This is a genomic window from Rhodoferax potami (assembly GCF_032193805.1).
Lineage (GTDB): Bacteria > Pseudomonadota > Gammaproteobacteria > Burkholderiales > Burkholderiaceae_C > Allorhodoferax > Allorhodoferax potami_A.
On the sequence record NZ_JAVBIK010000001.1, the window covers coordinates 3,224,918 to 3,247,207 of the forward strand.

At 57.9% G+C, this 22,290-nt stretch carries 23 protein-coding genes; 9 read left to right on the forward strand and 14 right to left on the reverse strand.

What is annotated here, in order from left to right:
• Positions 1 to 53 precede the first annotated feature (53 nt).
• Both glnL and ntrC read left to right on the forward strand, forming a co-directional pair.
• Positions 54 to 1,103 carry a nitrogen regulation protein NR(II) gene (glnL, locus tag RAE19_RS15560; protein ID WP_313875739.1) on the forward strand — a complete coding sequence of 350 codons (1,050 nt, stop codon included), beginning with the start codon at positions 54 to 56 and terminating at the stop codon, positions 1,101 to 1,103.
• Between the two features lie 32 nt (positions 1,104 to 1,135).
• Positions 1,136 to 2,683 carry a nitrogen regulation protein NR(I) gene (gene ntrC / locus RAE19_RS15565; protein WP_313875740.1) on the forward strand — a complete coding sequence of 516 codons (1,548 nt, stop codon included), beginning with the start codon at positions 1,136 to 1,138 and terminating at the stop codon, positions 2,681 to 2,683.
• Here ntrC and RAE19_RS15570 read toward each other — a convergent pair.
• From RAE19_RS15570 to RAE19_RS15585, 4 genes are all read right to left on the reverse strand, one after another.
• Complete coding sequence (locus RAE19_RS15570) at positions 2,649 to 3,440, reverse strand: exodeoxyribonuclease III (protein ID WP_313875741.1); 792 nt, start codon at positions 3,438 to 3,440, stop codon at positions 2,649 to 2,651. The two genes, ntrC and RAE19_RS15570, sit on opposite strands and share 35 nt — an antisense overlap.
• Positions 3,441 to 3,599: 159 nt before the next feature.
• Positions 3,600 to 3,914 (reverse strand): BON domain-containing protein, encoded by a 315-nt coding sequence (locus RAE19_RS15575; protein WP_313875742.1) that lies wholly within the window; start codon positions 3,912 to 3,914, stop codon positions 3,600 to 3,602.
• Positions 3,915 to 3,963: 49 nt separating this feature from the next.
• Positions 3,964 to 4,128: a DUF1328 domain-containing protein gene (locus tag RAE19_RS15580; protein WP_313875743.1), complete on the reverse strand. Its 165-nt coding sequence runs from the start codon at positions 4,126 to 4,128 to the stop codon at positions 3,964 to 3,966.
• A 118-nt stretch (positions 4,129 to 4,246) separates the two neighbouring features.
• The gene (locus RAE19_RS15585; RefSeq protein ID WP_313875744.1) at positions 4,247 to 5,602 is read right to left on the reverse strand and encodes a CHASE3 domain-containing protein; all 1,356 of its coding nucleotides are present in this window, start codon (positions 5,600 to 5,602) and stop codon (positions 4,247 to 4,249) included.
• A 56-nt stretch (positions 5,603 to 5,658) separates the two neighbouring features.
• On the opposite strand from RAE19_RS15585, the gene RAE19_RS15590 reads away from it, so the two are divergent.
• A complete protein-coding gene (locus RAE19_RS15590) occupies positions 5,659 to 6,291 on the forward strand; it encodes a response regulator transcription factor (RefSeq protein WP_313876250.1) in 633 nt (210 codons plus the stop codon).
• A 5-nt stretch (positions 6,292 to 6,296) separates the two neighbouring features.
• On the opposite strand, the gene RAE19_RS15595 is transcribed toward RAE19_RS15590, so the two are convergent.
• Positions 6,297 to 6,698 (reverse strand): response regulator, encoded by a 402-nt coding sequence (locus tag RAE19_RS15595; protein ID WP_313875745.1) that lies wholly within the window; start codon positions 6,696 to 6,698, stop codon positions 6,297 to 6,299.
• 71 nt (positions 6,699 to 6,769) lie between these two features.
• Between RAE19_RS15595 and RAE19_RS15600 the strand changes: the two genes are divergently transcribed.
• Positions 6,770 to 7,857, forward strand: a protein-coding gene (locus RAE19_RS15600; protein WP_313873731.1) for an IS3 family transposase whose coding sequence is annotated in 2 segments (ribosomal slippage) — positions 6,770 to 7,031 and positions 7,031 to 7,857 — 1,089 coding nt in all. Because the reading frame shifts where the segments join, the coding sequence is not laid out codon by codon here.
• Positions 7,858 to 8,074: 217 nt separating this feature from the next.
• Positions 8,075 to 8,290, forward strand: a complete 216-nt coding sequence (locus tag RAE19_RS15605) for a glycine zipper 2TM domain-containing protein (RefSeq protein ID WP_313875746.1) — start codon at positions 8,075 to 8,077, stop codon at positions 8,288 to 8,290.
• 12 nt (positions 8,291 to 8,302) lie between these two features.
• Here RAE19_RS15605 and RAE19_RS15610 read toward each other — a convergent pair whose 3' ends face one another.
• The 4 genes from RAE19_RS15610 to RAE19_RS15625 all read right to left on the reverse strand — a co-directional run bounded on the left by RAE19_RS15610 (position 8,303) and on the right by RAE19_RS15625 (position 13,160).
• Positions 8,303 to 8,791 carry a dihydrofolate reductase gene (locus tag RAE19_RS15610; protein ID WP_313875747.1) on the reverse strand — a complete coding sequence of 163 codons (489 nt, stop codon included), beginning with the start codon at positions 8,789 to 8,791 and terminating at the stop codon, positions 8,303 to 8,305.
• Between the two features lie 129 nt (positions 8,792 to 8,920).
• On the reverse strand, positions 8,921 to 11,695 hold the full coding sequence (locus RAE19_RS15615) for a ParA family protein (RefSeq protein ID WP_313875748.1): 2,775 nt from the start codon (positions 11,693 to 11,695) through the stop codon (positions 8,921 to 8,923).
• Complete coding sequence (locus tag RAE19_RS15620; protein WP_313875749.1) at positions 11,692 to 12,108, reverse strand: hypothetical protein; 417 nt, start codon at positions 12,106 to 12,108, stop codon at positions 11,692 to 11,694. Before RAE19_RS15620 ends, RAE19_RS15615 begins: the two co-directional genes overlap by 4 nt.
• A 203-nt stretch (positions 12,109 to 12,311) precedes the next feature.
• A complete protein-coding gene (locus RAE19_RS15625) occupies positions 12,312 to 13,160 on the reverse strand; it encodes a thymidylate synthase (protein WP_313875750.1) in 849 nt (282 codons plus the stop codon).
• 164 nt (positions 13,161 to 13,324) lie between these two features.
• Here RAE19_RS15625 and RAE19_RS15630 point away from each other — a divergent pair, with 164 nt between their 5' ends.
• Positions 13,325 to 14,665 carry a malic enzyme-like NAD(P)-binding protein gene (locus RAE19_RS15630; RefSeq protein ID WP_430962545.1) on the forward strand — a complete coding sequence of 447 codons (1,341 nt, stop codon included), beginning with the start codon at positions 13,325 to 13,327 and terminating at the stop codon, positions 14,663 to 14,665.
• Positions 14,666 to 14,680: 15 nt separating this feature from the next.
• Here RAE19_RS15630 and RAE19_RS15635 read toward each other — a convergent pair whose 3' ends face one another.
• Genes RAE19_RS15635 through RAE19_RS15645 form a run of 3 tightly spaced genes read right to left on the reverse strand, consistent with a single transcriptional unit; the run spans position 14,681 to position 17,688 of the window.
• Positions 14,681 to 15,838, reverse strand: a complete 1,158-nt coding sequence (locus tag RAE19_RS15635) for an MFS transporter (protein ID WP_313875751.1) — start codon at positions 15,836 to 15,838, stop codon at positions 14,681 to 14,683.
• A 3-nt stretch (positions 15,839 to 15,841) separates the two neighbouring features.
• Entirely contained in the window at positions 15,842 to 17,278 is a 1,437-nt protein-coding gene (locus RAE19_RS15640; protein ID WP_313875752.1) for an FAD-binding oxidoreductase, read from the reverse strand.
• The gene (locus RAE19_RS15645) at positions 17,275 to 17,688 is read right to left on the reverse strand and encodes a DUF2069 domain-containing protein (protein ID WP_430962546.1); all 414 of its coding nucleotides are present in this window, start codon (positions 17,686 to 17,688) and stop codon (positions 17,275 to 17,277) included. Before RAE19_RS15645 ends, RAE19_RS15640 begins: the two co-directional genes overlap by 4 nt.
• A 157-nt stretch (positions 17,689 to 17,845) precedes the next feature.
• Here RAE19_RS15645 and RAE19_RS15650 point away from each other — a divergent pair, with 157 nt between their 5' ends.
• The 3 genes from RAE19_RS15650 (at position 17,846) to RAE19_RS15660 (ending at position 21,156) form a co-directional block, all read left to right on the forward strand.
• Positions 17,846 to 18,640, forward strand: coding sequence for a substrate-binding periplasmic protein (locus RAE19_RS15650; protein ID WP_313875754.1), 795 nt, complete (start codon positions 17,846 to 17,848; stop codon positions 18,638 to 18,640).
• A 28-nt stretch (positions 18,641 to 18,668) separates the two neighbouring features.
• Complete coding sequence (locus tag RAE19_RS15655; RefSeq protein WP_313875755.1) at positions 18,669 to 19,895, forward strand: YihY family inner membrane protein; 1,227 nt, start codon at positions 18,669 to 18,671, stop codon at positions 19,893 to 19,895.
• Between the two features lie 199 nt (positions 19,896 to 20,094).
• Positions 20,095 to 21,156, forward strand: coding sequence for a DUF4365 domain-containing protein (locus tag RAE19_RS15660; RefSeq protein ID WP_313875756.1), 1,062 nt, complete (start codon positions 20,095 to 20,097; stop codon positions 21,154 to 21,156).
• Between the two features lie 302 nt (positions 21,157 to 21,458).
• Here RAE19_RS15660 and RAE19_RS15665 read toward each other — a convergent pair whose 3' ends face one another.
• Positions 21,459 to 21,785, reverse strand: a complete 327-nt coding sequence (locus RAE19_RS15665; RefSeq protein ID WP_313875757.1) for a DUF962 domain-containing protein — start codon at positions 21,783 to 21,785, stop codon at positions 21,459 to 21,461.
• Between the two features lie 75 nt (positions 21,786 to 21,860).
• Positions 21,861 to 22,229, reverse strand: coding sequence for a nuclear transport factor 2 family protein (locus RAE19_RS15670; RefSeq protein WP_313875758.1), 369 nt, complete (start codon positions 22,227 to 22,229; stop codon positions 21,861 to 21,863).
• Positions 22,230 to 22,290 lie beyond the last annotated feature (61 nt).

The window sequence follows — 22,290 nt, forward strand, 5'->3', positions numbered from 1 at the left end:
GGGCGGAGCCATGGATCCGGTTATTTAATTTCCTTTTTCCGCGGACAAGCCTCATGGAGCGATTCCATTCTTTTGACCTGCTAGCGACCTTGGTGGCAGTGGTCACGGCCGACGCGTCTGTGCAGTTCTCCAATGCGGCACTGGAAGATGCCTTGGGCATTTCGCGCCGGACCATCATCGGCTCCAACTTTGCCGACGTATTCACCGAACCTGCACAGCTGCACAGCGCCCTCGAAGGTGCGTTGGACAATGCGTTTGCAGCACTGCGCTACGACGCGTGGCTCAAGCGTGCCGGGCTGGAGTCCATGCCGGTGCACGTCATCGTGACCCGCACGGAGGCATCCAACGACATCATTGTGGAAATGGTGCCCCAAGAGCAGCAAACCCGCCAAGACCGCGAAGAGCGCCTCGCCGAGCAGGCCCAGACCAACAAAGAGCTAATCCGTAACCTCGCCCACGAAATCAAGAACCCTTTGGGTGGCATTCGTGGCGCGGCGCAACTGCTCGAGATGGAGATGGAGTCTCCTGAGCTCACCGAATACACGCAGGTCATCATTCATGAGGCGGATCGCCTGCAGAGCCTGGTAGACCGCCTGCTGGCGCCGCACCGCCGGCCCCACTTGGTGGGCGATGTGAATATTCACGAGGTGTGTGAGCGGGTGCGCTCGCTCATCCTTGCTGAGTTTCCCAAGGGCTTGCGGGTAGTGCGGGACTATGACATCTCCATTCCCGAATTCCGGGGTGACCGCGAGCAGCTCATTCAAACCGTGCTGAACATAGCCCACAACGCTTGCCAGGCGCTGGCAGAGCGCATTGCGGCGGGTGACGGTTGTGTGACATTCAAGACCCGAGTGACACGGCAGATCACCTTTGGCAAACAGCGTTACCGGTTGGCATTGGAATTGCATGTCATTGACAACGGACCTGGCGTGCCAGATTCGATCAGAGACCGCATTTTTTACCCGTTGGTATCGGGCAGGGAAGGTGGTTCCGGACTGGGGCTCACACTGGCGCAAACCTTTGTTCAGCAACATCACGGACTGATTGAAGTGGACAGCGTGCCGGGCCGTACGGACTTCAAAATATTGATTCCGTTACCGTAACAGACCGACAAAAACATAGGGTGCCACACAACATGAAGCCGATTTGGATCGTAGATGATGACCAGTCCATCCGCTTCGTGCTGGAGAAGGCACTGCTGCGTGAGCATTTGCCCACACGCAGCTTTTCCAATCCACGCGATGTACTGACTGCGCTGAGCACCGCAGCAGACGATGAAGGTCCGCAGATTCTGGTGAGCGACATCCGCATGCCCGGAGGCTCCGGCCTCGACCTGCTCGAAAAAGTCAAAGCCAAACACCCCGGCCTGCCCGTCATCATCATGACGGCTTTCTCGGATCTGGACAGCGCGGTCAGCGCCTTTCAAGGCGGCGCTTTTGAATACCTGCCCAAGCCCTTCGACCTGCCCAAAGCGGTGGAGCTGATCCGCCGTGCCGTAGAAGAAAGCCAGCGCGAAGAAGTGGCCGAAGAGCGCATGGCCGAGTCCCCTGAAATGCTAGGGCAGGCGCCCGCCATGCAGGACGTGTTCCGTGCCATTGGCCGCTTGAGCCAGAGTAATGTCACGGTGATGATCACTGGCGAATCCGGCTCCGGCAAAGAGCTGGTGGCCCGTGCGTTGCACAAGCATTCTCCGCGCGCCGATGGCCCGTTTGTGGCTATCAACACCGCTGCGATTCCCAAAGACCTGTTGGAGAGTGAACTCTTCGGCCATGAGCGCGGCGCTTTCACTGGCGCGCAAACCATGCGCCGTGGCCGCTTTGAGCAGGCCGATGGCGGCACGCTGTTTCTGGACGAAATCGGCGACATGCCGTTTGAGCTGCAGACCCGTTTGCTGCGCGTCTTGAGCGACGGTCACTTCTACCGCGTGGGCGGGCACAGTGCCGTTAAATCCAACGTGCGCGTGATTGCGGCCACTCACCAGAACCTGGAGCAGCGCGTCAAAGACGGTGTGTTCCGTGAAGACTTGTTCCACCGCCTGAACGTGATCCGCCTGCGCCTGCCCGCGCTGCGCGAGCGCAAGGAAGACGTGTCCATGCTGACCCGCCACTTTTTGCAGCAAAGCGCCAAGCAACTGGGGGTGGAGCCCAAGCGTATTTCTGATTCCGCATTGGCCTGGCTGGAGGGCTTTGGCTTTCCGGGCAACGTGCGTCAGCTGGAAAACATCTGCCACTGGCTGACCGTGATGGCGCCAGCCCAGGTGATTGAGCGCAAAGACTTGCCGCCCGAGGTCAATCAAGGGCGCGCTGAAGCTGGCGATTCACTGCTGGCCAAGCCGGTGTTTGCCCCCACGCCCGAGGCGCACCTCAAAGAGTTGCCCCTGGATTCGCACGCCTCGGCGTCTTTGTCGCATGAGGGCGGTGAAGACCTGTCGCATGTATTGGCCCGTGCCGCAGCCGCCCAAGGCCCTTTGGAAGGCTGGGAGGCCGAGCTCGAAACCGAAGCGATTGCGCTACTCGGCTCCGGCAAAGCGGATGTGTGGGACACACTCACCCGGCGTTTTGAGTCCCGCTTGATTCTGGCGGCCTTGGCGAACACCAAAGGCCGTCGTATTGAAGCGGCTCAAAAACTGGGTATCGGCCGCAACACGATTACGCGGAAGATCCAGGAGCTGGGGCTGGGATGATCTCGACCACCACCGGCGCGTGATCGCTGGGGCGCTCGTTTTTGCGAGGCGTCTTGTCAATCACGCAGCCGGTCACCCGCGGTTTGAGCGCCTGGCTCACCAGAATGTGGTCAATGCGCATACCCCGGTTACGGCGGAAGCCCGCATCCCGGTAGTCCCACCAACTGAAGCTTTTGGGCGGGTAGGGGAACAACCGGTAGCTGTCGCACAGGCCCAATGCCACCAAAGCGCGTAGGTGGTATCGCTCTTCCTCGGTGCAGTGGATGGTGCCTTCCAGGTTCACCGGGTCCCACACATCGTCCTCGTCAAAAGTGATGTTGTAGTCGCCCATCAGCACCAGGTTCGGGTGCGCGGCCAGCTCGTCTTTCACCCAGCGGCGCAGGGCGGTGAGCCACTCCATCTTGTACTCAAACTTGTCGCTGCCCGGCTCTTGCCCGTTGGGGAAGTAAGCGCCGATCACGCGTATTCCCTCCACCGTGCCGGTGATCACGCGGGACATGTCGTCGTCAAAGCCGGGGATGTTTTTGACTACGGCATCCGCCGGAGTCCGCGTTAGCAGGGCCACGCCGTTATAGGTCTTTTGGCCAAACCATTGCGCGTGGTAGCCGATGGCTTCAAACGCGTCGGCAGGAAATTTGTCGTCAGTCAGCTTGAGCTCTTGCAGGGCAAGCACATCGACCGGGTTGGCGGCCAGCCACTCCAGCACTTGCGGCAGGCGCACGCCCAAAGAGTTGACGTTCCAGGTGGCGAGTTTCATAGGTGATTCAGAAAAAATAGATGCTGCGGTGCAGAGACCCTGGATTTTCTCACCGCTCCCCGCCATTTGCGGGCCTTGCGAGGATGCCCCGAACGCAAAAAAGCCCTGCACTCCGGGAGAAGTGCAGGGCCCCTGTCTGACCGAGTCAGACGACGTAGCTTACGGGCGCACGGTGATCTCGTTCTTCACGGCCTTGACGCCCATGACGCTCCAAGCCAGCGTCGCTGCGGTGGATTTTTCATCCGGGCTTTTGGCAAATCCGGACAGCATTACGGTCCCGTTGAGGGTTTCCACGCTGATGGCGGCGGCGTCCACGATTTTGTTTTCGACAAAGCGGCTCTTGATGCTGGTGGTGATGGCAGTGTCATCAACATAAGCCCCCACCGTGGATTGGCCGCGCTGTACGGCGCAGCCGGTAGCAGTCAAAGCGAGCAGGGCGGCAAAAGCCAAGGCGAAGAGGGTGCGAATGTTCATGGTGAGTTTCCAGTAGTGAAGTGAATGGGAATGGGAAGGGGGGCGCTGTTTATTTCTTCCGGAGGAATCCGAACAGGTAGCTCAGCACCGCGAGCACCAGGAAGACGAAAAACAAAATCTTGCCTATCTCTACGGCGCTGGCGGCAATGCCACCAAAACCGAAAAGCGCCGCGATCAGGGCAATGACAAAAAAAACAACGGCGTAATGCAACATCAGGGTTCCTTCAACAGATGCCCTAGTGTGCGTTTTCGCACACAGTGCGGCCATCAGTCACCTTGCTGTGTGGCCGTGGGTTAAAGGCGCGCCCGCTTGTAGGACGCCTCCGACACCCTCACCCCGCGTCTGTGGAGAGTGGTGGAAACTTGGCCAGAATTTGGGTGCCCTGCCCGGGGCGGGACTGCAGCTGCAAGCTTCCGCCCTCTGCGCCGACACGAAAGCGCATACCCACCAGCCCGTAGGCGGAAGTGGGCTTGGTGCTGGTGTCAAAGCCCACACCATCGTCGCGCACCGAGACCTCCACCTGACCAGCCCGGGTGCAGAGTTCAATCCAAATGGTGCGTGCCTGCGCATATTTGGCGATGTTGGTGATGGCCTCTTGCACAAGCCGGTACACCACCAGTTCTGCGGAGGGCCGCAATGCCACCGGTTCCAGTTGGCAGTGAACGGCTACCCCGGACGGTGCCGCGTACTCGCGCGCCAGAATTTCAAGCGCAGCAACCAAGCCTAGGTTGCTGAGCGAAGAGGGGCGCAGATCTTCAATAATGCGGCGGCCCAGCGCAATACCGGTATTCAGGGTGCCGACCAGATGGGCCAGCAAATCCAGCGCCTCGGGTGCCGCCACCGTGATGCGTGATTTGATGCGAGCCGCATCCAGCTTGGCGGAGGTCAGCAAGGAGCCCAGATCGTCATGCAGGTTGCGTGCAAGGCGTTGGCGCTCGTCCTCGCGTGCGGTTTGCAAGTGCTGGGCTAGTTCGATCAACTCCGCAGTTCGATTGGCAACTTCGACCTCCAGGCGGTCGCGTTCCAGCTGCACCACGCGTTGCAGCTCCATTTGCTGGAGCTTGAGCGCCTGCGACTGGCGCAGGTATAAAAACAAAGCCAACAGGCTCACGAGACTGAGCACCGCAACACCCAACCGGTCCAGCACCAAGGTGCTGATCAGCGCAGAGCGGCTATCGCTGACCGCCCGGGTTTGGTAGGCCAGCAGCTCGGCACTGGTCGCACGAATGGCGTCCATCTTTTCGCGGCCGATATCGGTCATCAAAATCTCGCGCCCGGCTTTGCCTCGGCCTTCGTCAAACAGCTGCAGCGTCAAGGCCAGCTCGGAGAGCTTGGTCTCTGTCAACGTGTGCAAGCGTTGCAGCAGCGCTTGTGACTCCGGATCACTGCCGTAATACGCATCCAACACCTTATAGGCATCTTCGATGCGAAGCAGCGCAGTGGCATAGGGTTCGAGGTACTCTTTGCGTTGGGTGAGCAGGTAGCCGCGCTGGCCTGTTTCGGCATCCAGCATGCTGCGCTCCAGCGTCTGGATTTGGGTGCGCGCCATGCCCATCTCGGTCAATTCTTGCAGTGTGGTGGTAGACCGCCAGTAAGAAGCCTCACTCACAAACAGCACGGCTCCTGCGGCTGCGAGAGCGCAGGCAATGACCAGAGGATGGCGCTGGAGGGCTGTGATTTTTTTCATGGGAAGGACCTGCAGAGAACTGTGGGATCATGGCGCATGACTATCTTTATGCGCCCATGATCAGGATTGCCATTGTTGATGACCACGCGATGGTGCGCGCCGGGCTGCGCCAGTTTTTTGCCGACCAGCCCGACTTTCAGGTCGTGGCCGAGGCGGTGAATGGCCGAGATGCTTTGGACATCGTGCGCCAGGGCGAGGTGGATGTGATGGTGATGGACATTTCCATGCCCGACCACAGCGGCGTCGACGCGCTGGTGGCCATCAAGGCGCGCGCACCTGACCTGCCGGTGTTGATTTTGAGTGGGTTTGCCGAAGTCCATTACGCCACGACCCTGCTGCGCCAAGGGGCCAGTGGGTACCTGAACAAAGATTGCGATCCCGAAGACATCGTCAAAGCCATTCGCACCGTGCACCGTGGACGCAAATACATCACCCCCGGCGTGGCAGAGTTGTTGGCAGACGGGTTAGGCGATGATGCGGACAAGCCTTTGCACACCCAGCTCTCTGAGCGCGAGTTGCAGGTTTTCTTGCGGCTGGCCCGTGGTGAGACGGTGGGGCATATTGCTACCAGCATGTCACTCAGTGTGAAAACCGTCAGCACCTACCGCACCCGGGTGATGGAGAAAATGCGCCTCGAATCGAACAGCGATTTGACCTATTACGGCCTCAAAAACGGCCTGATCCAGTAGCCGTATCAAGCGGCTGGAGCAGGCTGCATGCCGCTTGCTGCCAGCGTTTGGCAGTAGAGAATCAGCGCGTCTATTTCGGTCGATTTATCAAATACTTGCTGTGCCCCCAGTGCCATACAGGTGGCGCGCACGTCAGGGGTGGCGTAGTTGCTCAACACCACCATATGCCGTGGGGGCTTGTTTTGTTGTGCTCCCCGCAGCACGCCGACGCCGGAGCCGCTGCGCAAAAAAATATCCACGATGACCAGCTCCGCCTCGTGCGCAGGGTCCGCCAGCCATTGCAGCGCAGCTTGCTCGTCCGCTGCCATGCCAACGACGGCCACAGGGGTGAGTTCTTGCAGCGTGGCAATCAGGCTTTGCTGAATGACCGGGCTGTCTTCGACGAGATAGGTGGTGAGCACGGTCATATTGTGGGTGGGTAATCCCCCCGATAAACCAAAGGACCGAGAAGTAGAATTTTCTAAGAAGGAAGTTCTACGTGAAGAAGTCGAGATTTACGGATAGCCAGATCATGGCTGCATTGAAGCGTGTTGAAGCCGGTTTGCCGGTTCCTGATATCTGTCGTGAGTTGGGGATCAGCACCGCCACGTTCTACAAGTGGCGTGCCAAGTTTGGTGGCATGGACACATCCATGATGGCCCGCATGAAGGAACTCGAAGACGAGAACCGGCGGCTTAAGAAGATGTATCTGGAAGAGAAACTCAAGGCCGAGATCGCCAACGAGTACCTCGCAAAAAAGTAAGCCGGCCGTCTCGCCGGCGCGAGATGGCCAAAGAAGTCGTGCAGCAGCGTGGGCTTGCCATACGGGTCGCCTGTTCCGTGTTCTCAATCAGCGAATCCTGCTACCGCTACGAGTCCAAGCAAAACGCTGAGAATGAACTCATCGCTGATTGGTTGATGCGGCTGACGGACAACCACCGCAACTGGGGCTTTGGCCTGTGCTACCTGTATCTGCGCAATGTGAAGAGTTTCGGGTGGAACCATAAACGCGTGTACCGCATCTATCGTGAGCTGGAGTTGAACCTACGTATCAAGCCTAGGAAGCGCTTGGTGCGTGAGAAGCCCGAGCCTTTGGCTGTGCCAGAGGCCATCAATCAGGTCTGGTCGATGGACTTCATGCACGACAAGCTGGAGGACGGCCGTAACCTGCGCTTGTTCAATGTCATCGACGACTTCAACCGTGAGGCGCTGGGCATTGAGGTGGACTTCTCGCTGCCGTCGGAGCGGGTGATCCGAGCATTGAAGCAGATCATTTCCTGGCGTGGCAAGCCGCAAGTGATTCGATGTGACAACGGGCCCGAGAACATCAGTGGCACCATCCAGAACTGGGCCGAGGAATGGGGCATCCGGTTTGAATATATCCAGCCGGGCAAGCCACAGCAGAATGCCTATGTCGAACGGTTTAACAGGACTGTTCGATACGAATGGCTATCCCAGTATTACTGGTCCAGTATTGAAGAAGTTCAGGACTTCGCCACGCAGTGGATGTGGTCCTACAATCACGACCGCCCGAATATGGCCCTGGGCGGTTTCACCCCAATGCAGCACTTGGCCATGGCTGCATAACCGTTCTACTTTTAGGTCCGGTGGAAATTGGGGGGATTACCGGTGGTGGGGTTGGGTTGTAGTGTGCCTGCGAACATACGCGTTCGCCATGGGCCATCCACCCGAATGTATGTAGGACTGTACCTACACGCCTTTGCGGCGCTGTCTGCTACCCAGCGCACACAAGCCTGCAGACACTTCGACCATCACATTTTGTTGATCAAAAAAAGGTCGTTCCATGAAAAATACATCCACTTCCCTCCGTAGCACCGCAGTCGTGTTGGCCCTCATGGTTTTGAGCGGCTGCGCCGGTATGACTACCCGTGAGAAGAACACCGCCGTTGGCGCGGTGATTGGTGGCGTCGCAGGCAACGTAATCGGTGGCGGTGTGCTGGGTACCGCAGCAGGTGCAGCCGCAGGTGGCGTGATCGGCCACCAATCCAGCAAGAAATAAGCGCTTGCCCGCTTAGCGGCGGGTGTAGGTCACTAGGCTGAACCCCAGCCCGCTAGCTGCCGTATGGCGCTCGCGGGCGGTTTCCAGCCACGCCTCACCCAAGTGGGGTGCGTAAGCGTCCCCCACAAAGTCTTGCTCAATCTCAGTCACCACTGCGGTGGTGGCCAGTGGCTCGGCCAAGGTATAGAGCTGTGCACCGCCAATCACCCAAACGTCTGCAGATTGCTCACAAATTTGTAGCGCCTCGCGCATGTCAGACGCGCGCTGGGCACCAGTTTCATTCCAATCCGGCTGGCGGGTGACAACGATGTTGGCACGGCCGGGCAGTGGGCGGAACTTCGGGGGCAGCGAGTCCCAGGTCTTGCGCCCCATGATCACCGGGCAGCCCAGCGTGGTCCGCTTGAAGTGGGCCAAGTCCTCGGGCAAATGCCAGGGCAGGGTGCCGTTTGCGCCGATCACGCCGTTGGCAGCACGCGCGTAAATCAAGTGAAGGCGGGGCATGATTGGGAGATTTTTGGTTGGCAATTGATATTCATTGTTCGATTAGTGAGTGTCTGCTTTACATGAGATCAATGGCTTTACGTCACAAAAAATGCTCGACATTTGGTGTCCGCCACTTGTTTTAGCTTCCTAAAGAGGTATCACTCCTATGTTCTTTTTAAGCAGTGCTTGCATGCGTGGACGGCCTGCCGCAGATGTTTCAAATCCGAGTCCATACCTATAGATTTCTGGCAGGAACAATCGCTCATCTCCCAGTTTTCCATCGAGGTCCTCGTAAATCACGCCGATTTCTTGCAACGTGCTTAATGTGCCGGCATCCAGACCAGCTAGGGATGCGCTAAAAGGTACTTTCAAATTACGGATGTTTTTTTCCGTCATCAGCTCTGACCATCTTCTGAGTGAAGCGATCTCCGCTTTAGCTTCGGTCACCTTTTCTTCACTGCAACGAGGTACAGCCTTACGCATGGATTCAGGTGCTAAAACTCGTTTTGGCGCAGTTGGTCCTGTACGTTTCACTTCTTCGTCTGCTGCGAACTTTAAGAAGCGGACTAAATCTCGCGCCTGAACATTTCCCTTTAGGTCGCAGAGCGCTGCATATACCCATCTCGCGGAATGTGCTTCTTTAGACTTCTCGTTACCCAGTTTCTTACCCCACAGTAGCTCCAACTCGAGTTTTAACTCTTCTAGATGCAGGGATTCGGGGGAGCGCGTCGATGAGTGAAGACCTGCTTGACTACTCAGCATGTATGCAAGGCGCAAAAAGCTTTCAGCATTCCAATGCAGTCTAAATGGTTGAAACCGTTGTAACCACTGTCCGGTGTTTTGCCGAATAGTTGACTGCACATAGTCAATTCGCACAAAGACCAAAGCACCTAAATGTGGATTGGCTAGCTCATCAATGCGGTTGGGTAATCTGAGTAACGCCTGTATGGCGTCACCTGCGGGGTATACATCTGCATCACTGAACACGTCTTCGATACCATCAAAAACCAAAACTGTACGTACAGATTTACTAATGAAGGCTTCGTTAACATCTTTCAAACTCCCATGGGGAAACCCAAATTGGGCAGCGATAAGCTCATCCCAAAAATCATCCCAATACTTGGGTGGATCCTGAAGTGCTGCTTCAATATGTTTGCGTAGTTCGTTTCCACTAAGCAAACTTTTTTTGTCGCCTCCAATAGATTCAACTGCTCGGCTTTGTGCTGTCTTGATTTCTCCACTGGGTTTGTCTGTGATGTTGTCTGACCACAGTGCCGGAAAAATGGATGCATCACCTGTATTCGTTGGATCAAAGCCAAGTTTCCCCAAAAAATTTCGCCATGATCCTGCAAGCACTACTTGGCGGAAAGTGAAGGTCTTCCCGGCACCTTTAGCGCCGATCATTAGTACGTTCGGAAGCGCGTGAGCGAAATGTTTTCCTAAGTTAAGCAAGGGCTCCGTTGAGAGAATTGAACTAGCTTGGTTTCCCTCGGCAAATTCAGCAGCCTTGCAGACTTCAAATAGCTGCTCTGCAGACTTCTGGCGAGCTAATACTTCGCTGGTATCAGTTGCAGAGAGTTGTGAGCCTTCGAGTGGATTCTGGGCATACAGGGCGTGCGCCCAATCAGTAGCACTGGAAAAGAGACGTTGAGACTGAGGTAGGTTCTCTATTGCCTCGCGAAGTGAGCCAATTGACATTAATGTGCTCAGAAATTCAGCCTCAAGCCATTGCACTGATGGCGTTAGCGGATCCTCAGTCGGATACGCCGCCCCCAGCGTTTTCAGTGCTTTTTCGTAGAGTCCCGCATCGCGTAATTCTTTTGTCAAGAGACTAAGTACCACCGTAGGGCGCGCTGCATCCTGCCAGTCATCAGGCAACAGCTGATTGTTGGCGTATAGGCGCCGCAGTACCTCCGCCATTCCTAGTACCGACTGAGGTGCCACTGTTGTGACGAAAAAATGATCAATGCGTGGATCGAACAGAATAGGGCTCGCCAACTCACTCAGTCCAGCTCGAAGGTCTATGAAAACAACATCAGCTCCTAGTCGTTTGCCAAGTGCGTGTAAGTGATCGCTAAGCTTCCATGGATTGATCGGATCCCGAGCTAAATGCTCCGGAACTACGGGCATGTCTTGGATTTCGGCTAGGTCTAACGCAGCGGGCAGCACAAACAACTCTCGCTGCAAACTACCTAAACTCAGTGAGGTTTTACGTAACTCTTCCGCAAAGAAATCTAGACTGGCCTCCAGTCCTGCCGGTGGGTAATGCAAAGCTTCGAGAAACTGCACGAAAGACACATTCGGCTGGTTCGCTTCATCAAGCCAAAAACTGACACCCGGAGCCTCCAAGTCAGCGTCAACTACTAAAATTTTCTTGGCACCCGGGCTTTTGTTACCCAAACAGGCTGATACATAGGTCATTAACGCCGTAGTACGTCCCACACCGCCTTTAAACGAGTGAAATGAAACCAAGTCGGGGCCCCCAGTAAACCGAGTCGGTTTTAATGCGGCGCTGCTTAATGTTAGTGGAGTAGCCGATATGGCATCTTCGCCGCTATTTGATTCATCATTTTTATCAACGGCAATATACGTCACATCGCGCCAAAGCGGATAGCTTCTGCCCAATTCCAGTACTTCAGATTCTGCTTCCACATGTAATTCGATAGGGTAGCTTGCGTTCCCAATACGTAGCTGTATGGACTTTGACTCTGGCGAATATGCGCGCCCAAAAATACTCTCTAGCCATAGGTCTATTTTTTGACTTGCTTCTGATGTAAGCCGGATTTCCATTCCTGTGAAAAAGCAATCCACGCTGAGAATGCCAGTGGGCAATCTGGACCATAGTGCTGTGCGTTGTTTTAACAACCGTTCTATATCCAGCCAAGTCAGCAATCGATCGGTCAATGTGTTGTGCTCTTTCATTTGAGTTCTCCTTCGATCCAATCCAATACCTGCTGCATCTGTTGCTCACAATCTTGATCTGCAGGAGATATGGTCCGTCCACCATATCTCCAAGCTTGATGAATTTCACCGAACTGACCTCGCCGCATGGGCTTCTCCAATTGAAAGTCATTTGGTAAAGATAAGTCGCTTCCGACATTTAACTCTTTGAGCAAATCTCGTAAGTTATGACCAGTTCTCTTAATGTCAGCTTCATCGAATAAGTCTCGATTTCTACGTTTGAGCCAGACCGCCTTTAGGCCGCATTCCACTGCGTAAAACATTAGCAGTCGATGAGGGTTTTTGCGCGATTGGTTATTGGCTGGCGTGACTTCAGCCTTCAGTTCGCGCCAAGCGCGGACCAATTCGCGGTTGGTAAAACGTAAGGCGCTCATCTCGCGACGTAAAAAGTATTCAATATGCTGTTTAGAGGCATGTGTAAGGCTAATAAATCGCTGAAATCCAACGGCTTCCTGAACAAAGTGAGCAGGGAAAGATGTTTGTCAGTGGGAGCGAGGCAAATTGAGAGCTTAGGATGGCAAAGATTGTGGGGTTCTTTGAATCAAGTTCAGAGGAGGGCAATACATCAGACCGGCCATCACACCGCAACCGGTGCCTTGATGGCGGGGTGGCACTCGTAGCCCTCGACCTCAAAGTCTTCAAACTGGTAGTCGAAGATGCTCTCAGGCTTGCGCTTGATATGCAGGGTGGGGTAAGCCATCGGCGCGCGGCTCAGCTGCAGTTCCACCTGCTCGCGGTGGTTGCTGTAGATGTGGCAGTCGCCACCCGTCCAGATAAAGTCGCCCACCTCCAGATCGCACTGCTGCGCCACCATGTGCGTGAGCAGGGCGTAGCTGGCAATGTTGAAGGGCACGCCCAAAAATATGTCGGCACTGCGCTGGTACAGCTGGCAGCTGAGGCGGCCTTTTCCGCTTTCAGTTTCGGCCGGCGCCACATAAAACTGGAAGAACGCGTGGCAGGGCATCAGCGCCATTTTGTTGAGCTCGGCCACGTTCCAGGCGCTCACGATGATGCGGCGGCTGTCAGGGTTGCTCTTGAGGGTTTTGATGACGTCGGCAATCTGGTCAATGTGGCCACCATCCGGCGTGGGCCAGCTGCGCCACTGGACGCCGTAGACCGGGCCCAGGTCACCGGTTTCGGGGTTGGCCCATTCGTCCCAGATGGTGACGCCGCGCTCTTTGAGCCAGTTGTTGTTGCTCGACCCGGTCAGAAACCACAGCAGCTCTTGGATGATGCTGCGCAGGTGCACTTTTTTGGTGGTGACCAGGGGAAAGCCTTCGTTCAGGTCAAACCGCATCTGGTGCCCGAACACGCTGGTGGTGCCTGTGCCGGTGCGGTCTGGTTTGAACACACCCGTCGTGTGCACATGGCGCATGAAGTCTTCGTACTGGCTGCGCACAGGGCGCTGGGGAGTAGGGCTGGTCATGGTTGAAATTGTAGGGTGGGCGGGGTATGTCTGCCCTGCATACGGTGAAGACATTTCCGCATGGAATTTGCCCACATTTTGCTGGCCGCGCGCGGGCAACACGCGCAGAATCTGGCGCTCCGCCGCCTTTGGCCTATTTTCACCGCGCTCACCGCGCCGCTTGCATGTCCCTCATCGAAACCCAGATGGCCGCTCCCACCGCAGCGGGCGCCGAGCAACCACCACAAGGCCAGGCTGCTGAAGCTGCCTTTAATCTGCACGAAGCCGCGCTGGCCTACCACCGCGCCCGTGATTCAGACGACATCGGCGGCAAGATCGAGATCCATGTCACCAAGCCCGTGGGCAGCCAGGACGACCTGTCCTTGGCCTACTCGCCCGGTGTGGCCGTGCCCTGCCTCGAGATTGAGCGCGACCCCGAGCTTGCGTACCAATACACCGCCAAAGGCAACCTGGTGGCTGTGATCACCAACGGCACCGCGGTGCTGGGTCTGGGCAACATTGGTGCGCTGGCCGGCAAGCCGGTGATGGAAGGCAAGGCCGTGCTGTTCAAACGCTTTGCCGGCATCGATGCGTTTGACATCGAGATCGACGAGACCGACCCGCAAAAACTCATTAACACCATTGCCAGCCTGCACCCCACGTTTGGCGGCATCAACCTCGAAGACATCAAGGCGCCCGAGTGCTTTGAGATCGAGCGCGCGCTGCGGGCCCGCTTGTCGATCCCTGTGTTTCATGACGACCAACACGGCACCGCCATCGTGGTGGCCGCCGGCTTGATCAATGCGCTGCGCCTGCAAGGCAAAACCCTGGAAGCTGCGACCCTGGTGTGCAACGGCGCGGGTGCCGCTGCCAACGCCTGCCTGGAGTTGCTGGTCAGCCTGGGTGCCAAAAAATCCAACATCGTGGTGTGCGACTCCAAGGGCGTAATTTACGTAGGCCGTGGCGCCAAGGGCGATGACGGCGAAAAAGCCGCTTGGGCCCGCGACACTGCCGCCCGCACCCTAGCCGATGCGCTGCAAGGCGCCGATGTGTTTCTGGGCCTGTCCGGCCCCGGTGTGGTCAGCCAAGACATGGTGCGCAGCATGGCCGCCAAGCCGGTGGTGTTTGCGTTGGCCAACCCTGAGCCTGAAATCCGCCCTGAACTGGTCATGGCTGCCGCGGCAGACGCCATCACCGCCACCGGCCGGTCAGACTACCCCAACCAGGTCAATAACGCACTGTGCTTCCCGTACCTGTTCCGCGCTGCGCTGGACGTGGGCGCGCCGCAAATCAATGAAGACATGAAGAAGGCCGCGGTGTTGGCGCTGGCCGATCTGGCCCGTGAAGACGCTGCCTTCAGCAAAGACAAGCTTCTGCCCACTTTGCTGGACAAGCGCTTGTTGCAAAGCGTGTCCTTGCGGGTGGCTCAAGCCGCAGTGAACAGCGGCAGCGCCCGCCGCCCGTTTGATGCAGTGAGCTACCAAGCCCGCTTGGAGCAACTGGCCCGCAAACTGGCCCGGACCTGATTGCTACAGGCCGGGTCAGGTCATCCGGTCGAGCGCTGCGGCCAGTGCCAGCAGCGCCAGCAGGATGACCACTACTACTGGCATCACCGCGCCCAAGCCGGCCCAGGTAGCTAGCAGCCCGAAACCTGCGGGAATGACCGAGCCACCGGCGTAGGAAAAGGTCATTTGCCGGCCAATGACGGTGCGGGCCACGTCTTCCGGAAAGCGGCGTGCGGTCTCGTGCATGAGCGACGGGAATATCGGCGCACAGCCCAAGCCCATGAGCACCAGCCCGAAGCTGGCCGCGCCGCCAAACACGCCGGGCAGTGCAAACATCAGCGCACCCGCCGCAGCCACCCAAATGCCCAGCCGCACCAGCCGGCGGTTGCCCAGCCGGTTGGCGATCAGCCCCACCGCAAAACGCCCGGCGGTGATAGAGCCGAAATACACCGACACCCAGATGCCGGCCTGCGCCTGCGTAAGGCTACGGTCGGTCACCAGAATACTGGCCGCCCACAGGCCAGTGCCCATCTCGGCCGCTACATAAAACAAAAACAAGGTGGGCGCCAACCAAGTAGCCAGCGGGCGCACGGGTTTGAAAGCCGCCTCGCCATGCGTGTCTTCACTGGCTGGCGGCTTGGCGTGTTCTTTAGCCCAGAGCGCCAGCGTGCCAAACAGTGCCACGGCGAGCGTCAATTGCATCAGCCCGATGCTGCGCACCCCGAGCGCCCAGCCGCCACTGCTGGCGAGTGCCATGCCCATGATCAGTGGGCCGGTGGTAGCCCCCACGCCCCAGAAGCCATGCAGCCAGTTCATGTGGCGGGACGAATAGTGGGCCGCTACAAAGTGGTTCAAGCTGGCATCCACCGCGCCAGCACCCAAGCCCAGCGGCACCGCAAGTGCTACCAGCCAGCCGAAAGAGGGCGCGACCGAAAAGCCTAGCAAGGCCAGTGCTGTCATCAGGCAACTGGTAGCCACCACGGCACCGGTGCCCATGCGCTTGGCAATCGCCCCCGCAAAAAAGCTTGCGGTAGCCGAGCAAATGGTCATGGTGATGGTGATAGCACCCACCGCCGCCAAGGGCTGGCCCATGTCGGTGCGAATGGCAGGCCACGCTACACCCAGAATGCCGTCCGGCAGCCCCAAACTGATGAAGGACACATACACAATGCCCAGAAGAATCAAATGCGCCACAAGCTAGTCAACAGCGAGCACTCGGCCCGGGTTCAACAGGTTGTGGGGGTCCAGCGCGCCCTTGATGGCGCGCATGGCGCCCAAGGCCACGGGTGATTTGTGGTGGGCCAGCTTTTCGCGTTTCAAGCTGCCGATGCCGTGCTCTGCCGAAATCGAGCCGTTGTAGCGGTCCACCACTTCGTAGACCAGCGCATTGATCGGACCTTCCTGATCACGCAAAAACGCTTCGGCATCTGCGCTGTCAGGGGCCTGTACGTTGTAGTGCAGGTTGCCGTCGCCCAAGTGGCCGTAGTTGACCAGCCGCGCGCCGGGAAAGTGTTGTTCCAGCAGTGCATCGGTTTCTGCCACAAAGGCCGGGATGCGTGACACTGCAATCGAGATATCGTGCTTGATGTTCAGGCCCTCTTGGGCCTGGGCCAGCGGAATGCTCTCGCGGATGTGCCACAGCGCGCGGGCCTGGGCAATGTTTTCTGCCACCACGGCGTCGAGCACACAGCCTTGCTCGAGTGCGGCTTCCAGCAGGCGCTCGAACTGCTCACGCGCATGGCTTTCAGACTCGTGATCTGAGTTCTCGAGCACCACGCAGTAAGGACTCATTCCACCAAACGGCACGTTTTGCTGCGGAAAGTGTTTGCGCACCAGGCCCAGCGCAAAGTCGCCCATCACCTCAAAGCCGGTGAGGCCGGCGTTCAGGTGTTTGTGGGCCAGGCCCAGCAACTCCACCGCAGCATCGAGCGAGGGCACGGCCGCAAACGCGGTGAGCTGCGAAGCCGGCATCGGGTACATGCGCAAGGTGGCCGCGGTGATCACGCCCAGCGTGCCTTCGGAGCCAATAAACAGGTGGCGCAGGTCGTAGCCGGTGTTGTCTTTGCGCAGGCCGGTCAAGCCGCTCCAGACTTCGCCTTGCGCAGTCACCACCTCCAGGCCAAGGCACAGTTCGCGGGTGTTGCCGTAGCGCACCACTTGGGTACCGCCGGCATTGGTGGCCAGGTTGCCGCCAATGGTGCAGCTGCCCTCGGCAGCCAAGCTCAGGGGGAATAAAAAGCCTTCTTTCTCGCAGGCCTCTTGCAGGGTTTGCAGCACGCAGCCGGCCTCTACCGTCACGGTCAGGTTGGCCGCGTCGATGGTGCGGATACGGTTCAGGCGCTGCAGGCTCAGCAGCACTTGGGTGCCGCTGGCATCGGGAATCGAGCCCACCACCATGCCGGTGTTGCCGCCCTGCGGCACCAAGCTCACACCGGCTGCCGCGCAGGCTTTGACCACTGCGGCAACTTCTTCAGTCGTGCCCGGGCGCACCACCGCCAAGGCGCGTCCGCGCTCGCGTTTGCGCCAGTCTTGCTCGTAAGCGGTGAGGTCGCCCTCGGTCAGTACATGCGCATCGCCCACGAGGGTGCGCAGGGTGGCGCGCAAGGTATCGCGCAAAGTGTCAGTGGCAGTCATACAGAGGGGGAGGGGGGGTGGGTCGTGTTGTCAGGATTAGGCTGCAAGGCTTTGCCCGCCTTCAGCCGCAAACGGATATGGAAAGTGCAGGCCACAAACAGCACGATGCACAGTGCTACCTCGATCAAGGCCAGCCAATTGCCCGGCGCCTTGTCGCTCCAAGCGCGCACCACGCCTTCGGTGAAATACAGCCACACCATCAGGCTCAGCCACCGGTAGGTGTACATGCGGCTTTTGAGCAAGCCCGCCAGCGGAATACACAGGGGTAGCACCTTCAGCGCCAGCGTGCCGCGGCCGGTAGGGGCCAGCCACAGCTCCCAGACAAGGCCCAGCACGATCAGGCCGATCAGGCTAGCAACAGCAGCCCAGCGGGCAGCAACAACATAGGGGGCAGGGGTAGCAGCAGTCACGGGGCGCACCGATTCGTGTGGAGGCGCGTAGCTTAAGCCAAATGGCGGCGCCGCTTAGCGCAAGTGGGCTTGTTTGCCGTTGGTGGGACGCCCTATTGCCAGAGCTCCTGCACTGGTTTACGGTACGGGCAGCCCGATAGTCGGGCCTAGGGGTTTCATGGGGTTTGCCAAATGCATTTTTTACGCGGTGTTGGCCTGTGGGGGGCTGACCATGGGGGCTGCCGCGCACGCACAGTGCACCCGCATGGTGGTGGCGGCTGACCCGACCTACCCGCCATTGCATTGGTATGACGGCGAAACCCTGCAAGGCGCCAGCATCGAGATTGCCAAGCGGGTACTCACCGATTTAAAAATCGACTTTGAAATCCGCAGCCCGGGCCCTTTCCCACGGGTGATGGCGTTGGCAGAGCGCGGCGAGGTCGACATGGTGGCCACGCTCAAGAAAACCCCTGAGCGCGAAGCCTTTTTGCTGTACCCCAAAACGGTGGTGCTGCAAAACCCAGTCGCGGCTTTTACGATGCGCAACCTGCCGTGGGTCTACCGCGACCGCGCGGATCTGATTGGCCGGCGCGGCGCCATTGCACGCGGCAACGTATTTGGCGGGGGGCTGGATGAATACATCCACGAAAAACTCAGCGTGCAAGAAGTCAGCCGGCCCGAGGCCAGCTTCGGGCTCATGGAGCTCGGGCGCGTGGAGTACTTTATTACCGGCTACTACACCGGCATGGCCCTGCTCTGGAAGCGGGGCGACAACACCGGCTTTGTGGCCGTGGAACCCTTTTTGGTAGATACCCCCAACTACCTGGCCCTGACTCGCAAAGGCAACTGCGCCGACAAGCTCGAGCAGATTGACGCGCGCCTGGCCGTGCTCAAAAAGGCCGGTGTGTTGGATGAGATTTTGCGCGCCAGCATCCAGCGCTGGAAGGCCCGCCCGGTGATGGTGGAGCGATAGCCTGCCAGCCGGTGGCATGATTCGGCCCATGCAAGCCAAACCCCTGTTTACCTCTTGGTTGAAAGACATCGCCAGCATTCCGTGGCGAGACGCGGCCGTCATGCTGCGCGAGCGTTTCCGTGAGGACCGGCTCGGCCTCACCGCCAGCAGCCTGACCTTTACCACCACGATTGCGCTGGTGCCCCTGATCACGGTGGCGCTGGCAGTGTTTACCGCCTTCCCGATGTTTGCCAAGTTTCAGGATGTGCTGCAGCGCTGGCTGATCGAGAGCCTGGTGCCCGACAACATTGCCCGCCAAGTGCTGGGCTACCTGAACCAGTTTGCCGGCAAGGCCAGCCGACTGGGGGTGGCCGGGCTCGCAATATTGCTGGGCACTGCGTTGGCGTTGATATTCACCATCGACCGCACACTCAACAGCATCTGGCGCGTGAAAAAGCCCCGACCGTTTGGCCAGCGTGTGTTGGTCTACTGGGCTGCTGTGACCCTGGGGCCCCTGTTGCTGGGGGCCAGCCTGTCGATTACCTCGTATGCCATCACGGCCTCCAAGGGGGTGGTGGGTGGCTTGCCGGGGGGCATCACGTTTTTGCTCGATAGCCTGCAGTTCGGGCTGGTGGCGGCTGGCACCGCGGCCATGTTTCATTACGTGCCCAACACCTATGTGCGCTGGGGCCATGCGTGGATGGGTGGGCTGTTTGTGTCTGCAGGCATGGAGCTGGCGCGCAAGGGGCTGGCCATGTACCTTGCCAAGGTGCCAACGTATTCGGTGGTGTACGGTGCGTTTGCCACCGTGCCGATTTTGCTGATCTGGATCTATGTGGCCTGGGTCATCGTGCTGCTAGGTGCCGCACTCACGGCCTATTTGCCCAGCCTATTGGCTGGTGTGCCACGCCGCAAGCTGGGTCACGGCTGGCAGTTTCAGCTGGCGCTCGAGGTGCTGCAGATGCTGGACACGGCCAAAGGCGCCGAAGACCGCGGGCTGACCTTGTCGACCCTGCGCCTGGCTCTGCGGGTGGACTCGCAACGCCTAGAGCCGGTGCTGCAAACCCTGCAAGAGCTGGACTGGGTAGGCCAGCTGCAAGAGTCCACCGACCGAGATGGCCAAGCACGCTATGTATTGCTAGCCGATCTGGGCCAAACCGTGCTGGAGCCCCTGATGCAGCGCCTGCTGCTGACGCCCGAGCCGTTTACTGAGAATTTATGGAAATTAGGCCGCTGGCGCACGACCAGTGTGCGTGAGGCGCTACAGAAAGAGTAGCAAAGGGGTTGGTTGTTTGACCGTGTTTGCTGCCAATTACCGCTAGCTGGGCGCCTTTCGAAACTAGAACTCTTGGCCGTTTGGGTCACTTCAGCTATGCAGCGGGAGCTGTCCTCCACGTACCGTATTTGTTCATCGCGGTCTTACGCACTAGCGCCACTGAATACTTCCAAAGTGCAAATCAGGCTACAGTCTCGACATGGCGGACAGAGATTCAAGTCAGAAGACCGGTTCACGGGGGCAGAAGTGGCTCCTTGCCCACGTCGAGGAGCATCCACATTGGTTATCGAGAGAGCTTAGCGAAGACTTTGGCATCGACGCTGAGTTTGAGACAACTGACCCCAGTATTTCCGGCCACATACTGAAGGTCCAAGTTAAATCATCTGAGCAGGTAGAACGGCGGGATGGGGCGATCAAGTTCATCATCGAGCGCAAGTACCTTGAGTATGCAGATGCGTGTCGATATCCGCTCATCTTGGTTCGTGTTGACACCACTTCCAAAGAGGCTTGGTATCTCTGGCTACAAGACTGGTTGCTTGCCCAACGCATGACCGGCAGTCCCTTGCTGACAGAACAAATGTCCTGGACGGTATGGGTGCCAGAGTCCCACACTGTCTCGGCTGGACTTGACTGTGAACTGAAGAAGATTGCTCGCTGGGAGGGAAGCGCGCAACTAGCGCTTAGCTTGCGTGATGCCATGCATGCCGCATTCGCAATCGGGGACAGTCACATGGTGCTTGTTCTCGCCGATGCTTTGGCGTCATGCGCGGATGGTCTTGGACAAGCGGGTCTCAACGCCGTAATCGACGAGGCTATCAAGCTTGGTGATCGCATGCGCATGACCTACGAGGGAAACGTAGTTGCCGATAAGCTATTCACTATGGTCCGCCGACGCGGAGCAGTTATAGATGCTGAGACCATAGATCGACTTGTCTTGCGGGGCGATTCCTACTCTCGTGCAGGCCTCACGTCGCTTGCAATTTTGTACGACGACTATTTTCAGCACATCCGTTCGCTCGGTCTTCCACATCGCTACTCTAGTATGGAACGTCGTCTTGCCTACTACTGTGCCTTTCGCGAGGCACATCCCGAGCACCATTCCGGAGACGTATCAGTGGATCCGTCTGCATTCACGTTCGCTGGACTTCGGTATTGTCAGCCAGACATGTTCTGGGATAAGTACGCAAACCGCGGCCCGTCGGCGTTACTGGACTGTCTGGAGTTAATCGAGACTGTTAGTGACAGGCCAAACGTGGCCTGATTGCTTGCGAGCGCGTACATGTGGAGGACCTCTGTGCTTAGGTAAGCACAGAAGTGATCGTGTAGTCGATAGGGGGCGAGCCGTGCAGTTGTGCAACCGGCTGTTAGTGTGAAGTCGCCGTTCACGACCGTTGGTGTTGAAAGATAGATTTGGACGGTTATGGACTGGGCCGTGAACGTCTAAATTCAGCCTAGAGCTGTCTTGGTAATCAAGAAGAAAACCACCCCTAGCGCTCATAGAATATGCGCAAGTAGCTATAAAAAATATAGCAAATTACTCTCGCGAGTCGAACCAAAGTTAGTTCAGAACATAATCTTCCCAGTCCAGATATCCGCATACATGCGCCAGTCGCCCATCAGGCTGTAGAGCGGGCGCTTGAAGCTGGCGGGTTTGTTTTTCTCAAAGCCAAAGTGGCCTAGCCACGCAAAGCCGTAGCCGCACAGTAGCGCGTAAACAAAATATTGGGGCTTGCCCGTGATGAGCAGCATTACTAGGCAGGCCAGGCTCAGCGTGGAGCCCACAAAGTGCAGGCGGCGGCAAGTGGTGTTGCTGTGCTCGCGCAGGTAAAACGGATAAAACTCGGCAAAGCTCTGAAAACTGCGGGGGTCCACGGATGTATCGGTTGGCATGGGGGCTCCGGTGTCAATGTGGTCCCCATGTTCCCCTGCCCGGGCATGCCGGGCAAGAGGGTGTGCCCTAGGGGTTCAGACGCTGCCGACCCGGTAAAAGTGCTTGGCATAAATCATCCAGCGGCCTTCGTGCTTCATAACGTTCAGGTGGTCTTCCATGATGTTGTTAAAGAGGCGCAGGCGCACTTTCAGCACCGCCATGGTGGGCGACAAAAAGTCCACCAACAACAATTCTTCCTGGCGCGGGAAGTTGCCCTTCGCTGGTGCTTCTCGCCCTTGCACCATGTCGCGGTAAGCGGCGAAGGGGCGGGTGACTTGCACGCCGTCTTGTTGGGAGAACAGTACGCAGTCCTTGTGGAAAACGCGCTCAAAAAGCGCCATATCTTGGGTTTGCAGCACTTCAAAATAGTCGTTCAGGAATGCGCGGATTTCATCGATGGGCATGTAATGCTTTCTGGTTTGTTTGAGGGAAGTAAGCGTCTTGTGGACGTGTTTGCAGTCTAGA

Coding starts and splice junctions, on each gene's coding strand:
- RAE19_RS15620 (WP_313875749.1), bottom strand. CDS start 12,108: ATGAGCGCCTTACGTTTTACCAACCGCGAATTGGTCCGCGCTTGGCGC.
- RAE19_RS15655 (WP_313875755.1), top strand. CDS start 18,669: ATGCAAGCCAAACCCCTGTTTACCTCTTGGTTGAAAGACATCGCCAGC.
- RAE19_RS15640 (WP_313875752.1), bottom strand. CDS start 17,278: ATGACTGCCACTGACACTTTGCGCGATACCTTGCGCGCCACCCTGCGC.
- RAE19_RS15615 (WP_313875748.1), bottom strand. CDS start 11,695: ATGAAAGAGCACAACACATTGACCGATCGATTGCTGACTTGGCTGGAT.
- RAE19_RS15670 (WP_313875758.1), bottom strand. CDS start 22,229: ATGCCCATCGATGAAATCCGCGCATTCCTGAACGACTATTTTGAAGTG.
- RAE19_RS15610 (WP_313875747.1), bottom strand. CDS start 8,791: ATGCCCCGCCTTCACTTGATTTACGCGCGTGCTGCCAACGGCGTGATC.
- ntrC (WP_313875740.1), top strand. CDS start 1,136: ATGAAGCCGATTTGGATCGTAGATGATGACCAGTCCATCCGCTTCGTG.
- RAE19_RS15590 (WP_313876250.1), top strand. CDS start 5,659: ATGATCAGGATTGCCATTGTTGATGACCACGCGATGGTGCGCGCCGGG.
- RAE19_RS15585 (WP_313875744.1), bottom strand. CDS start 5,602: ATGAAAAAAATCACAGCCCTCCAGCGCCATCCTCTGGTCATTGCCTGC.
- RAE19_RS15605 (WP_313875746.1), top strand. CDS start 8,075: ATGAAAAATACATCCACTTCCCTCCGTAGCACCGCAGTCGTGTTGGCC.
- glnL (WP_313875739.1), top strand. CDS start 54: ATGGAGCGATTCCATTCTTTTGACCTGCTAGCGACCTTGGTGGCAGTG.
- RAE19_RS15625 (WP_313875750.1), bottom strand. CDS start 13,160: ATGACCAGCCCTACTCCCCAGCGCCCTGTGCGCAGCCAGTACGAAGAC.
- RAE19_RS15630 (WP_430962545.1), top strand. CDS start 13,325: ATGTCCCTCATCGAAACCCAGATGGCCGCTCCCACCGCAGCGGGCGCC.
- RAE19_RS15575 (WP_313875742.1), bottom strand. CDS start 3,914: ATGAACATTCGCACCCTCTTCGCCTTGGCTTTTGCCGCCCTGCTCGCT.
- RAE19_RS15595 (WP_313875745.1), bottom strand. CDS start 6,698: ATGACCGTGCTCACCACCTATCTCGTCGAAGACAGCCCGGTCATTCAG.
- RAE19_RS15660 (WP_313875756.1), top strand. CDS start 20,095: ATGGCGGACAGAGATTCAAGTCAGAAGACCGGTTCACGGGGGCAGAAG.
- RAE19_RS15570 (WP_313875741.1), bottom strand. CDS start 3,440: ATGAAACTCGCCACCTGGAACGTCAACTCTTTGGGCGTGCGCCTGCCG.
- RAE19_RS15650 (WP_313875754.1), top strand. CDS start 17,846: ATGGGGTTTGCCAAATGCATTTTTTACGCGGTGTTGGCCTGTGGGGGG.
- RAE19_RS15580 (WP_313875743.1), bottom strand. CDS start 4,128: ATGTTGCATTACGCCGTTGTTTTTTTTGTCATTGCCCTGATCGCGGCG.
- RAE19_RS15665 (WP_313875757.1), bottom strand. CDS start 21,785: ATGCCAACCGATACATCCGTGGACCCCCGCAGTTTTCAGAGCTTTGCC.